The organism is Prosthecobacter sp., assembly GCF_044373815.1.
In the GTDB taxonomy this organism is placed as follows: domain Bacteria; phylum Verrucomicrobiota; class Verrucomicrobiia; order Verrucomicrobiales; family Verrucomicrobiaceae; genus Prosthecobacter.
This window is the reverse complement of sequence record NZ_JBIPNG010000177.1, coordinates 1-11,956: the sequence shown is the minus strand read 5'-3', so window position 1 is coordinate 11,956 and position 11,956 is coordinate 1. Positions and strand designations below refer to the sequence as shown.

The following is an 11,956-nucleotide window of genomic DNA, read 5'->3' as shown; positions in this document are numbered from 1 at the left end:
CTGGCGTCACCCTTCCCCTCCAGTAACGGCACGATCACGCGAATCCCGGCATGAGTCACCACGTCACATTTAACGATCTGCCCCAGGGCGGAGAAAAATTCGAACCAGCCAAGGGCGGCAAGCTCATTGGCACGCTCGGCCTCTTCGGCGGGCTCGGTTCCCTGGCTTCCATTTGGTTCTTCTTCAAGAACACGGATACCTTTGCCTACTCCTGGCTGTTCGCCGTCTTCTTCTGCTTCACCTTCGTGGTCGGCGGCTGCTTCTGGATCCTTCTCCACAGCGCCTCCAATTCAAGCTGGGGTGTCGCCGTGCGCCGCATCTGGGAAAACCTGGCCAACATGGTGGTCCCTCTGGCCATTCTTGCCTCTCCCCTTCTCATCACTGCGGTGAACAAGCCGCTCTATGAGTGGATGGGTCACCATCGCACGGCTGCTGAGCATGCCGCCCATGCCGATCATCCAACGACCGTGAAGCAGGCATTGCATCACATGGCCGTGGAAAATCCCCATCTGCATGTGCTTGTGACCAAGTTCGGTTACATGAACCTCAACACTTGGTTCTCCTGGTACACACGCTTCGCACTCTACTTCCTTGTCCTCTGGTTCATTGCCCGCACACTGCGTGGTAAATCACTCCAGCAGGAGCAGGATGGCGACATCAAGCACACCATCTGGTCCCGTCAGTTCTCCTGCATCGTGCTGCTGCCTTTCGCCCTGACCGTCACTTTCGCAGCCTTCGACTGGCTCGTGGGCCTGGACTACAACTGGTTCTCCACCATGTGGGGTGTGTACATCTTTGCCGGCTGTGCCTGGGCCTCCATGGCGCTGTCGATCTTGGTCGTCACCTGGCTGCGCGGCCTGGGCTACATGCAGAAGGTGGTCACGGATGAGCATTACCATCTCATGGGCAAGCTGCTCTTCGCCTTCACGGTGTTCTGGGCTTACATTTCCTTCAGCCAGTATTTCCTGATCTGGTACGCCAACATCACGGAAGAAACCCGCTTCTACCTCATCCGTAATACGGAAGGCTGGCAGGCTGTCTCCATCTTCATCCTCCTCGGGCATTTCATCGTTCCCTTCCTTTTCCTGCTCTCACAGAAGCGCAAAAAGAACCCCGTGGTGATCAGCCTTGGCTGTATCTGGATCCTCTTCATGCACGTGGTGGACATCTACTGGAATGTCATCCCTGAGCGTGGCCCGTCCCTTGGAGTCGGCGTCTTGGTCCCCTACGCATGGGTGCAGGACATCGCTGCTTTCTGCGCCGTCTTTGGCATCATGGGCTTCCTCTACCTCCGTGGCCTGGCCAAATACAGCCTGTATCCATGGCGTGACCCGCGCCTCCTCGAGTCCGTGAACGTCATCAACTGATTCCCCGATTTTCCATGTCGCAGCCCGATCAACCTAAAAAAGCCGGTGCCACCTTTGTGTGGGTGCTCGGAGCCTTCGCAGGCTTCGCCGTGCTCTTCATCATCATCCAGTCCATCACTGATTCGAAGCAGGGCTTTGACCCGCGCGAACAGGAACGCCGCGACTACACCGCTGAGATCCTGAAGGCGCAGTCTGAAAACATCGCCAAGCTTGGCCTGAACGACGAAGCCAAGAAGAACTCGGTCTTTACGAAGACGCTCGCTGCACTCGGTGCCAAGAAGGCCGCTGTGAGCACTCAGGTTGTCCCCGGTTCACCGACTCAGCTCAAACAGGCCGCTGCTGCAGCACCGGCTCCTGCTGCCCCCGCAGCTCCCGCACCAGCCCCTGCCGCACCCGCTTCGCCCAAGTAAGTCATGCAGACCACTCCCGCCACTCCTGACACAGACCTTCAGGCCGACAACCTTCGCCGCGCGGCGATCGACAAGTCGGTGAAAGGACCTGTGCTCTTCCTCTTCACCAATGGAGCCTTCTGGCTCATGCTTTCCACGCTGCTCGGCGTTCTCGCCGCGATCAAGCTGGTGGAGCCTGAGTTTCTGGGAGACTGCCCTTATATCACTTATGGTCGCCTGCAGCCTGCACACATCAATGCGCTCGTCTATGGCTGGGGCATTCAGGCCGCTTTGGGCGTGATGCTGTGGATCATGGCACGCCGCTCCGGTCAGGAACTGAAGGGCGGCAAGAGCCTCCTCATCACCGCTGGCGTGTTTTGGAACATCACCATCACCTTCGGCATCATTGCCATCCTCATGGGCAAGAGCACCTCGATCGAGTGGCTTGAAATGCCGAAGTTCGTCTGGCCCGTGTTGCTGGCCTGCTTCCTCTGCTATGCCTGGCCCATCGCCCGCATGTTTGGCCGCGCCTTCCGCCCTGAAGGCTTCATGGTCAGCACTTGGTACATCCTTGGTGCCTGCTTCTGGTTCCCATGGATCTTCATCACCGCCAACGTTGCCCTCCATTGCCTGCCAGGTCTGGGTGCCATCGGTGCCGGTATTGACGCCTGGTACATCCACGCGGTGATCCTGCTCTTCTTCGTCCCCGTGGGTGTCGGCTCAGCTTATTACTTCATTCCAAAAATCACCGGCCAGCCCATTGCTTCGGCACAGCTGGCATCCGCCGGTTTCTGGAGCCTCGCCATCCTTGGTGGCTGGACTGGTATGCAAAAATTCATGGGTGGCCCACTGCCAGCCTGGATGTCTTCAGTCGGTGCCTGCGCCGGCGTGCTCCTCCTCATTCCGGTGGGTCTCGTGGGTCTGAATCATCACCTCACCACCCTCGGCAAGCACAGCTCTGTGGCCGCCAGCCCAACTCTCCGCTTCATCTTCTTCGGAGCCCTGTTCTATCCTGTGTCGGGTCTGGTTCTTGCCATGAACTCAGCGTTCTGGACCGGTGCCAACCTGCAGTTCACCCAGTCTTGGTATTCGTTCCAGGTGGTCAGCTTGTACGGCTTCTTCAGCATGTGCGTGTTTGGTGCCATCTACTACATCGTGCCTCGTCTCTCCGGTTGTGAATGGCTCAGCGTCCGCCTGATCCGCAATCACTTCTGGTTCTCGGTCTACGGCATCGGCACCATCGTCATCATGAGCCTCGTGGCCGGCTGGCAGCAGGGTGCAGATCTGAACGATCCTGAGCATTGGGACCAGACATTCATGAATCACGTGATCAATTCCCGCCCTTACGTGGTCTCGCGTGCGGTGGCCTGGGGCCTCATCAGTTTCTCCAACTTCATGTTCCTTCTTCACCTTCTGCTCATGGTCGCAGGTCTGGGTCGCCGCAGTTCGGCACCGACTCTGCTTGAACACGACCACGGCGATCAAGCTCTTCCCCACGAAGCCCACGCATAATGAACTTCCGCACATTCATTCTCGGTCTCGCCGCCTCTTTCGGGCTGCCATGGCTGTGTCTCATCGTTCTTCCGGCGATGCAGTACGAACAGCTCACCCCTGTCGCTTATGACAAGGACAAGGACGGCGTCGAAGGATTCTTCCCACCTGCCCCCATCAACGGCCAGGGCCAGCTCGTTTACATCCGTGAGGGCTGCAATCAGTGCCACACACAGATGATTCGTCCGGTTCAGCTCGGTCTCGATGGCTGGTACAAAGGCTGGGGTCAGGATCAGGAAGCCCGCCCCACCACTCCAGCTCGCTCCAACGTTCTGGGTGACTACCTCGGGGAGAAATACGCACTGCTCGGCATTCAGCGTGTCGGACCAGACCTCGCCAACTACGGCTGGCGTGCACCGTCTGCAGCCGCTCTCTACCAGCATCTCTACTCACCGCGTTCCATCCACGACTGGAGCACGATGCCCGCCTACACCGGTCTCTTCACCCTGCAGAAAATTCAAGGCCCTGTTTCCGAGCATGCTGTGAAGCTGCCGAAGAAGTTCGCGCCGCCTGCCGGTTATGAAGTCGTTCCGACGGAAGAAGCCGAACGCCTCGTCGAATACCTTCTCTCCCTGAAAAAGGATTATCCCGTCCCCGGACAGAGCGCAGCCGTCGCTGCCTCTCCTGCCAAAAAGTAGCCCCCTCTCGCGACCCGCACGCCCCCATGAGCGCACCCGCCCATCCAGACAGCACCGATCTTGACCGCCTTCACTCCGCCGTGAAGCGCGAGAAGGAAGATCTCGCTCCCGAAAGCCAGCCCGCTCCCCTGTGGGCGATGTTTTTGCTCATGCTCGTTGCCATCATCGCTGGCGGCCAGCTTGGTCCGATGACTGGCGGCTTCAGCTTCAACGTCAGCAATCCATTCGCCGCCGCTGGTGGCGGAGACCCACGTCCAGGCGGCGCTGGTGCTGGTGCTGCACTGGACCCCTTTGCGATGGCAATGAAAAAAGGCTCCAGCGGCTACGCAGTTTGCGGTGGTTGCCATCAGGGCAACGGCGGCGGGCTTCCTGGTCAGTTTCCTCCACTGGCCAAGTCTGAGTATGTTGTGGGTGGCACGGAGCGCCTGATCCGCATCGTCCAGCACGGTCTTGTCGGTCCTGTCACGGTGAACGGCCAGGGTTTCAACACCCCCGGCGGCATGCAGCCCTTTGGTGCGACGATGTCCTCCCAAGATCTCGCCAACGTGCTGACCTTCGTTCGTAACTCCTGGGGCAATGAAGCCTCCATGATCACCAAGGAAATGGTGCAGAAGGTGCGCGATGAAGAAAAACGCGCCTCGCAGTGGACTGTCACCGAGCTGGAGCCTTTTGCTCAAAAGAATGTCCCCGGAGAAATCCCCGCCGGTCCTGGCGCTACTGCTGCCGCCGCACCTGCCGCCAAGTAATTTCGAACTGCAATGACCCGTGTGAAGCAAACCGTCTCCCGCCAGGCACCTTGGGCTGCCTTTGGAGCCGTCATGCTGATTGCGAACGTGAGCTGCGGCAAGATGCCTGAAGCTGCCGCCGAGGTGAAACTCTCTCCTGCCGTCGAGATCGCCGAAACTCCCAGCATCACCGGCAAGGTGACGCTCAAAGGGGCCGATGCCGCTGCGCTGCGCAAAGTCGTCGATGTCGGTGGCAATCCGTTTTGCACCGGCCATGGAGACATCATTGATTCCACTTGGAAAGTGGCTGCTGATGGCTCCCTCGCTGACACCGTGATCACCGTGCGTGGCAGCCAGCGCGCCAGCAATCACTCCGCTGCTCCTTTGGTGTACCAGACGAAGTGCGAGTTCGTTCCCCACACTGTGTCGATTCAAGCCGGACAGGATGTCCGCTTTCACAACAGTGACCTGACCTTCCACAACATCCGCGTCGCTCGATATGATGCCCAGGGCAAAGGCGCGAACATCGACAACTTCGGGCAGCCTTCACGCGGCGACGAAAATGTGAAGACCTTCAACACTCCGGGCATCTACCGCCTTGAATGTGACGTACACCGCTGGATGAACGCCTGGGTCTTTGTGCATGAAGGTGCTCACAGTGCAGTGTCCGGTACCGACGGCCGTTTCTCCATCTCCCGTGCGCTCGCCGATGGCGAATACATCGTTGAAGCCTGGCATCCGCAGTTTTCGCAAAGCATCACCCACACCGTCACCGTCCGTGGCGGCAAGGCCACCGCTGATTTCGAGTTCGACTTCGCGAACGCCCACCCCCTCTGATCCCTTTTTGACCCCCAGCCTATGAGCGCCGCCGCCACCACTCACGATCACGCCCACGACCACTCGCATGACGACCATGCACACGGGCATCATGAACAGAGCTTCATTTGGAAGTACGTTTTCTCCACGGATCACAAGACCATCGGTCTGCAGTATGGTCTCACCGGCCTGATCTTCCTTCTGTTTGGCTTCTTCCTCATGCTGCTCATGCGCTGGAGCATCGCCTATCCGGGCATCCCGGTGCCGGCGGTCGAGGTGATTCGCCACCTGCCCCTCATCGGAGACCTCTTTGAGCAGATGTTTGGCCGCTGGCTGAACGCCGACGGTTCCCTGAACGGTGAGTTGTACAACATGCTTGGTGCCATGCACGGCACGGTCATGGTGTTCTTCGGCATCGTGCCCCTTGGCTTCGCCGCCTTCGGCAACTTCGTCATGCCTCTCCAGATCGGCACCATCGACATGGCGTTCCCCCGCCTGAACATGATGAGCTACTGGTTCTTCTTCATCAGCTGCATTCTGATGATGTACAGCTTCTTCGTCGGCACCGGCCCGGTGCAGACAGGCTGGACGATGTATTCCCCGCTCGCATCCACGACGAATGTCGGTGTGACAAGCATCTGGAGCCACGGCCACATGTGGTGGCTCATGGCGATGGTGTTCAACATCTCCGCCTCCCTCCTCGGCTCCGTTAATTTTATCGCCACCATCATCAACCTGCGCACCAAAGGCATGGCATGGATGAAGATGCCCTTCTTCTGCTGGGCGATGTTCGTCACCGCCTTCCTGCTCCTGCTTGCTTTCCCACCCCTCGAAGTCGCGGCCATCCTGCAGCTCTCTGACCGCGTGTTTGGTTCCTCGTTCTACCTGCCAACTGGCCTGATGGAAGGTGGCAAACACCTCGACATTTCCGGTGGTGGCAGCCCGCTGCTCTACCAGCATCTGTTCTGGTTCCTCGCCCATCCTGAGGTGTACGTGCTCATTCTTCCTGCATTCGCCATCCTGACCGACATCATTCCCTGCAATGCTCGTCGTCCGCTCTGGGGGTACAAGTCGATGGTGTATTCCGTGCTCACACTCGGCTTCCTCAGTTTCCTTGTCTGGGCTCACCACATGTATCTCACCGGCATGGGCACCATGATGTCCACCTACTTCCAGATCACCACCGTTCTTATCTCGGTGCCGTCCGTGGTGCTGCTGACCTGCTTGATGGTGTCTCTCTGGGGCGGTTCCATTCGCTTCAACACCCAGATGCTCTTCGCCTCCGCCTTCCTGCCCATGTTCGGTATCGGTGGTCTCACGGGTCTGCCTCTGGCCTTCTCGTTCATCGACCTTGCCATGCACGACACCTATTACGTGATCGGCCACTTCCATTACGTCGTCGCTCCTGGAACGATCTTCGCCCTCTTCGCCGGCGTCTATCACTGGTTCCCTAAATTCACCGGCCGCTTCATGAACGACAAGCTCGGCAAGCTGCACTTCTGGCCTTCCCTTCTCGGCATGAATCTCGTGTTCGCCCCCATGTTTGTTCAGGGCATGGCCGGCTTCCACCGCCGCTGGTATGACGGCGGCAAGTACTTCGAGAACACCAGCGGCATGTCCCACTGGACCACCACCCTCACGCACAAGGTCGGCGCCTTCTTCGGCTTGAACATCCCTGACAACATGCTGTCCCTCAACATCGTGATGTCCGTCGGTGCGTTCATCCTCGCTCTTGGCCAGGTTCCCTTCATCATCAACTTCTGGTTCAGCATCAAAGGCGGCAAAAAAGCCACCAGCGACAATCCATGGGACGCAACTACCATGGAATGGGCCACACCAACGCCTCCTCCGCACGGCAACTTCCTCTTTGATCCGGTCGCCCATCGTGGTCCCTACGAGTACAGCGTTCCTGGCCACGCCACCGACTTCTATCCGCAGTGGGAGTCCGAACCCGGCAAACCCGACCTCAAAGCCGTCGCTGAAAAAGCCCAGGCTCATCACTAAACCGCGAACTTCCAACCGCGCACCGCGACTACTTCAATGGACATCCCTTACACAGTTCACGCCCGTCCAGACACCGGTCTTTACAATGCCAAGATCGGTATCTGGCTCTTCCTTGCCTCGGAAGTCATGCTCTTCGGCGGCTTGTTCTCCGCCTACATCTTCCTTCGCGTCGGTGCCGACTATCCATGGCCCGTGCATGATCTGGATGTGACGCTCGGTTTCATCAACACCGTCGTCCTCATCGCCTCCTCCGTGACGGTCGTCATGGCCTGGGCCATGCTCAAGTTGCGCAAGTTTGGCTGGTACCGCATCAACATGGCCATCACCGTGATTTGCGCGGGGGTCTTCATGTTCAACAAGTCCCTTGAGTACAAGGCCAAGTTTGCCCACTACGCCGTGAAATTGACGGACGGCACGATGCTCACCGGCCATCTTCCTCATGGCTATCAGGTGAAGTTTGAAGGTGCCACGGAGTTTAATCTCTCCGTTCCGCTCAAGACGAGCGCCGTGACCGCTGATCCAATCGGCTACGTTCTCCCCTTCATTGAGGGCACCGCTCCGAAGTTCAAAACCGAAGGCGGTCAGGAAATCACCTTGGATGAAGCTTCGTTCAAGGCAGTCAGCGCAGAAGCCGTCAAAAAAGCGCAAGAAGCCAAAAAGGGCACGGCCTCCATCAAGCTCATCGCCACCGCCCCGATCAAGTTCGCGGTGAAGCCTTCCGAAATTTTTGCCTACACCGACACCACCATCACCTTCCGTGACGGCACCACCGCCACTGGCAAGCTGGCCGATGACAAGATGACCCTCGAAGTCGACGGCGTCGATGCACGTGGCGTCGCTCAGTCGGAGAAGTCCCTCGCCTTTGATCACCGCTACTTGGGTGAAGCCTGGCAGAAGGCATTCGTTGAGAACCGTGACCACCACATCACCAAATTCGAGAAGGACTATCCGACCCGTGACAAGACCCGCTCCGCCACGCTGCAGAAAGATGCGCTCTTCTTCAAACTGAATTCCGCTGAGCCTCCTGCGGCAGGTGCCGCCCACGGCGATGCGCATGGTGCTGAAGCTCATGCTCCTGCCGGTGGTCATGGCGAAGCCCACGCCCATCACCCCACGGTGGTGCTGGACAAGAAGGACTTCACCTTCTTCTCCAACTTCACCCCAAAGCTGAACACTTACTACGCTATCTACTTCACACTCACCGGTCTGCACGGTCTGCACGTGATCGCCGGTGCGCTGGTGCTGCTCTACTTCCTTGCGTTTGACGGCAAGCGCCTGCGTCAGGATCCCGAACATCTTGCCAATCGCGTCGAAGTCGGCGGCCTCTTCTGGCACTTCGTTGACCTCGTGTGGATCTTCCTCTTCCCGCTGTTGTACCTCCTGTAATCCTTCAACTTTTTCACTGCCATGGCTGACAACATCGAAGCAATCCAGAAATCGGTTAAATGGTACCTCATCATCGGGGCCATCCTGATCCTCGCCAGCGGAGCCACCGTATGGCTCTCTTATGTGGAGCTGCCCACCCACAGCTTGAACATCCTCGTCGGCATGATTCTGGCGACGATCAAAGCCACGCTCGTGGCGCTGATTTTCATGCATCTCAATCATGAACGCAGCATGATCTACAAGATCCTCCTCTTCACGGTGGTGCTGGCGGTCGTTCTTTTCGCTCTCTTCATCTTCTCCCACGAAGATCCGCTCGTTTTCTCAGGCTTCTACGCCCCTGTCGAACAGCAGTAGTCCTTCACACCTCAGCCATGTCGCTCAAGCACTTCCACATCGTCTTCCTCGTCTTCGCCATCTTGTGCGATGCCGCGTTCTGGCTGTGGATGCATTTCATGCCTGAGGACGCCGCCGCCGCCGGTGCCGCACCCCTGAAAAACTACGCGGGTCTGCTCTGCCTGGCCCTGCTGTTCTATGGCGTGTGGTACGTGATCAAAAAAATGCGCACCATCATCGTCTGAACCACATGATTCCCGCACTTCCATCCTCCCTCCTCGCCTGCGCCACCTGCATGGCCGACAAAGGCAGCCTTGTCGGACAGGCCCAGGGCTTCGCCATTCTTTTCATGCTCGGCATGCTCGCCTTCATGTTCATCTGCGCTGCCTGTTTCGTTTTTTCCTTTGTGCGTCGTCAGCGTGCGCATCAGGACCTCACCACCGCTTCCGCCTGAATTCCCCTTCTAGCTTATGACCCTTAAACTCGATTCTATCAATGTCTGGATGGGCCAGACCGCAAACGCCTCAGAACACGGCGGCCTTGTTGACCACATGCTGGGCTTTGTCCACTGGGTCATGGTCGTGCTCGGCGTAGGCTGGTCCATTTATCTTGCCATCGCCTTCTATCGCTTCCGCAAACAGAAGACCGCCCGCGCCGACTACCATGGCTTCCGCGGCCATGCGACCACGCACATCGAAATCGGCGTGGTCATCGTTGAAGCCATTCTCCTGCTTGGCTTCGCCTTCCCGCTCTGGTCCCGCCAGGCTGATGAGTACCCCACCTCTCCCGACACCATCCGCATGCGTGCGCTGGGCGAGAAGTTCCTCTGGAACTTCCAATACCCGGGTAAGGACATGATGCTGAGCACCTGGGATCTGCGCAACGTGGACGGCACCACCAACACCATGGGCAAGGACATGCACGACCCCAACGGCAAGGACGACTTCGTCAATCCTGGTACCATGAAACTTCCTGTGGGCCGCCCAGTCATCGTCGACGTGGCCAGCAAGGACGTGATTCACAATCTCGCGCTCGTGCCGATGCGTGCAGCGCAAGATGCCACCCCCGGCGTGAAGAGCCACATGTGGTTCAAGCCAATTAAAGAAGGCAGCTGGGACATCATCTGCGGTCAGCTTTGCGGCCCAGGTCACGCTCAGATGAAGGCCATTCTCGAAGTGGTTCCAGCCGCCGAATATGACGCCTGGGCCAAAGAACAGTCCGACGCTGCGAGCAAGAAAACCAAGGACGCCGAAGCCGCTGCGCCGAAGCCTGCCGCTCACTAATTTCCATCCATCTGGATGGTCGAACCGAAGGGCAAAATAATGACCTCATTATTTTGCCCTTTTGCTTGTGCCGCACGTTTCTGATCTGACTGATATGCCCTCTCGTGCTTTTCATCGCTATGCTCTGTTCACGCTCGCCGTCGGCGTGGTGTTGATCTGGTGGGGCGCGGCGGTGACCACGGAAGACGTCGGACTCGCGGTGCCGGACTGGCCGCTGTGCTACGGCAAGCTCAATCCTGAAGGTTGGTACAAAGTGCCCGCTCTGCTGCTTGAGCATGGGCACCGCTGGCTTGCCACCACCATCGGTTTTCTGGTCCTTGGTCTCTACTTTTGGCAGTTCGCTAAATTCAAACCCGGCCTGATGGAGGGTGTGGGCATCATCCTTTGTTCCATGGGCTTCTTGGTGCTGATCTACATGGGATCCGTTGGGACAGCTGCCTTCATCGGGACTCTTGGCTTTTCCTGGCTCGTTTTGAAATGGTACAGCCAGCGCTGGCCCTTGCTGCGTGGCCTGACCACGCTCGCTTTGCTGCTGGTCGTGCTGCAGGCTTCACTCGGTGGTTTGCGTGTCTTGAAAATGTCGGATCCGCTGGGCGTCACGCACGGGACGCTCGGTCAGTTGTTCTACTGCCTGCTGGTGTTCATCGCATTCGCATCTTCCCGCACCTGGACAGAAGGCCGCCTCGTTCTCACCCTCAAAGAAGCCGCAAAGGCGCGCTTCTGGTCGCTGGCGTTGTTTCTCTGTGTGTTCGGCCAGCTTGTTCTCGGTGCCAGCCTGCGCCACACGCAGCGCACACATCTGGCCGCCAGCGATATTCTCACCACCAAGGGCCAGTGGCTGCCGCCCTTCCAGCCACCGGATGTGTTTCTTCTCTTTGCCCACAAATACTGGGGCTTCACCGTGGCTTTGCTGATCATCTTCGTCGCAGTGCGCGCGCGCCGCTGGCTGGTCACGCTGCCGCAGATGCGCCCTGTCGCCACGCTGCTGCTGTTCATGCCCACCGTGCAGGTGGCGCTGGGCATCTTCGTGATCCTGACCGGCAAGAGCTTCTGGGTCACCAACTTCCACGTGCTCAATGGCCTTGGCCTCCTCGCTCTCACCAGTCTGCTCGTCGCGACCTTCTGGGGAGACAGTCTATGCCGTCGTGCAGACGAAGTTGAGGATGCGTGAGCTTTGCTTGCGATAACGCAGACAAGTTGTCCTCCACAAAAACAGCGCTGCCACATGGCGCGCGGACTTCATTCCATCTTCCGGGTTTCTCTGTCTGAAACAACCGTCAACCATCGTCAACAACTGCAAACTCCCCTACTTGGTGCTCATGCTGAGTTTCGGAGTGCTTGAGACAACCCGTGGCTGATCAAACTCGGCGAGTTTCTGCCGCCACTGGGCTGCCTGAACAGCATTGCCGGTGGCGTCATTGAATTGAGCGAGGCGTACAATGGCGTCGCGGAGCCGAAAGCGAT

At 58.4% G+C, this 11,956-nt stretch carries 13 protein-coding genes; all 13 read left to right on the top strand.

The genetic code is table 11. The annotated features are described in order from the left end of the window. Positions 1-50: 50 nt before the first annotated feature. The 13 genes from ACIREA_RS15435 (at position 51) to ACIREA_RS15375 (ending at position 11,663) form a co-directional block, all read left to right on the top strand. Complete coding sequence (locus ACIREA_RS15435; protein WP_397383182.1) at positions 51-1,367, top strand: hypothetical protein; 1,317 nt, start codon at positions 51-53, stop codon at positions 1,365-1,367. A gap of 14 nt (positions 1,368-1,381) precedes the next feature. Further along, positions 1,382-1,777, top strand: coding sequence for a hypothetical protein (locus ACIREA_RS15430; protein ID WP_397383181.1), 396 nt, complete (start codon positions 1,382-1,384; stop codon positions 1,775-1,777). A 3-nt stretch (positions 1,778-1,780) separates the two neighbouring features. Continuing rightward, on the top strand, positions 1,781-3,268 hold the full coding sequence (locus ACIREA_RS15425; protein ID WP_397383180.1) for a cbb3-type cytochrome c oxidase subunit I: 1,488 nt from the start codon (positions 1,781-1,783) through the stop codon (positions 3,266-3,268). After that, positions 3,268-3,945 (top strand): cbb3-type cytochrome c oxidase subunit II, encoded by a 678-nt coding sequence (locus ACIREA_RS15420; RefSeq protein WP_397383179.1) that lies wholly within the window; start codon positions 3,268-3,270, stop codon positions 3,943-3,945. The genes ACIREA_RS15425 and ACIREA_RS15420 overlap by 1 nt, the downstream gene beginning before the upstream one ends. Before the next feature lie 26 nt (positions 3,946-3,971). Continuing rightward, positions 3,972-4,691: a c-type cytochrome gene (locus ACIREA_RS15415; protein ID WP_397383178.1), complete on the top strand. Its 720-nt coding sequence runs from the start codon at positions 3,972-3,974 to the stop codon at positions 4,689-4,691. A gap of 12 nt (positions 4,692-4,703) precedes the next feature. Continuing rightward, entirely contained in the window at positions 4,704-5,507 is an 804-nt protein-coding gene (locus ACIREA_RS15410; protein ID WP_397383177.1) for a carboxypeptidase regulatory-like domain-containing protein, read from the top strand. Between the two features lie 21 nt (positions 5,508-5,528). Next, positions 5,529-7,490, top strand: coding sequence for a cbb3-type cytochrome c oxidase subunit I (locus ACIREA_RS15405; RefSeq protein ID WP_397383176.1), 1,962 nt, complete (start codon positions 5,529-5,531; stop codon positions 7,488-7,490). A gap of 36 nt (positions 7,491-7,526) precedes the next feature. Further along, on the top strand, positions 7,527-8,876 hold the full coding sequence (locus tag ACIREA_RS15400) for a heme-copper oxidase subunit III (protein ID WP_397383175.1): 1,350 nt from the start codon (positions 7,527-7,529) through the stop codon (positions 8,874-8,876). Between the two features lie 21 nt (positions 8,877-8,897). Further along, positions 8,898-9,230, top strand: a complete 333-nt coding sequence (locus ACIREA_RS15395; protein ID WP_397383174.1) for a cytochrome C oxidase subunit IV family protein — start codon at positions 8,898-8,900, stop codon at positions 9,228-9,230. 17 nt (positions 9,231-9,247) lie between these two features. Further along, positions 9,248-9,454, top strand: a complete 207-nt coding sequence (locus tag ACIREA_RS15390; protein ID WP_397383173.1) for a hypothetical protein — start codon at positions 9,248-9,250, stop codon at positions 9,452-9,454. 5 nt (positions 9,455-9,459) lie between these two features. After that, complete coding sequence (locus ACIREA_RS15385) at positions 9,460-9,663, top strand: hypothetical protein (RefSeq protein ID WP_397383172.1); 204 nt, start codon at positions 9,460-9,462, stop codon at positions 9,661-9,663. A 16-nt stretch (positions 9,664-9,679) separates the two neighbouring features. Continuing rightward, positions 9,680-10,492, top strand: a complete 813-nt coding sequence (locus ACIREA_RS15380; RefSeq protein ID WP_397383170.1) for a cytochrome c oxidase subunit II — start codon at positions 9,680-9,682, stop codon at positions 10,490-10,492. Positions 10,493-10,586: 94 nt separating this feature from the next. Next, positions 10,587-11,663, top strand: a complete 1,077-nt coding sequence (locus ACIREA_RS15375; RefSeq protein WP_397383169.1) for a heme A synthase — start codon at positions 10,587-10,589, stop codon at positions 11,661-11,663. Positions 11,664-11,956 lie beyond the last annotated feature (293 nt).

Coding starts and splice junctions, on each gene's coding strand:
- ACIREA_RS15435 (WP_397383182.1), top strand. CDS start 51: ATGAGTCACCACGTCACATTTAACGATCTGCCCCAGGGCGGAGAAAAA.
- ACIREA_RS15430 (WP_397383181.1), top strand. CDS start 1,382: ATGTCGCAGCCCGATCAACCTAAAAAAGCCGGTGCCACCTTTGTGTGG.
- ACIREA_RS15425 (WP_397383180.1), top strand. CDS start 1,781: ATGCAGACCACTCCCGCCACTCCTGACACAGACCTTCAGGCCGACAAC.
- ACIREA_RS15420 (WP_397383179.1), top strand. CDS start 3,268: ATGAACTTCCGCACATTCATTCTCGGTCTCGCCGCCTCTTTCGGGCTG.
- ACIREA_RS15415 (WP_397383178.1), top strand. CDS start 3,972: ATGAGCGCACCCGCCCATCCAGACAGCACCGATCTTGACCGCCTTCAC.
- ACIREA_RS15410 (WP_397383177.1), top strand. CDS start 4,704: ATGACCCGTGTGAAGCAAACCGTCTCCCGCCAGGCACCTTGGGCTGCC.
- ACIREA_RS15405 (WP_397383176.1), top strand. CDS start 5,529: ATGAGCGCCGCCGCCACCACTCACGATCACGCCCACGACCACTCGCAT.
- ACIREA_RS15400 (WP_397383175.1), top strand. CDS start 7,527: ATGGACATCCCTTACACAGTTCACGCCCGTCCAGACACCGGTCTTTAC.
- ACIREA_RS15395 (WP_397383174.1), top strand. CDS start 8,898: ATGGCTGACAACATCGAAGCAATCCAGAAATCGGTTAAATGGTACCTC.
- ACIREA_RS15390 (WP_397383173.1), top strand. CDS start 9,248: ATGTCGCTCAAGCACTTCCACATCGTCTTCCTCGTCTTCGCCATCTTG.
- ACIREA_RS15385 (WP_397383172.1), top strand. CDS start 9,460: ATGATTCCCGCACTTCCATCCTCCCTCCTCGCCTGCGCCACCTGCATG.
- ACIREA_RS15380 (WP_397383170.1), top strand. CDS start 9,680: ATGACCCTTAAACTCGATTCTATCAATGTCTGGATGGGCCAGACCGCA.
- ACIREA_RS15375 (WP_397383169.1), top strand. CDS start 10,587: ATGCCCTCTCGTGCTTTTCATCGCTATGCTCTGTTCACGCTCGCCGTC.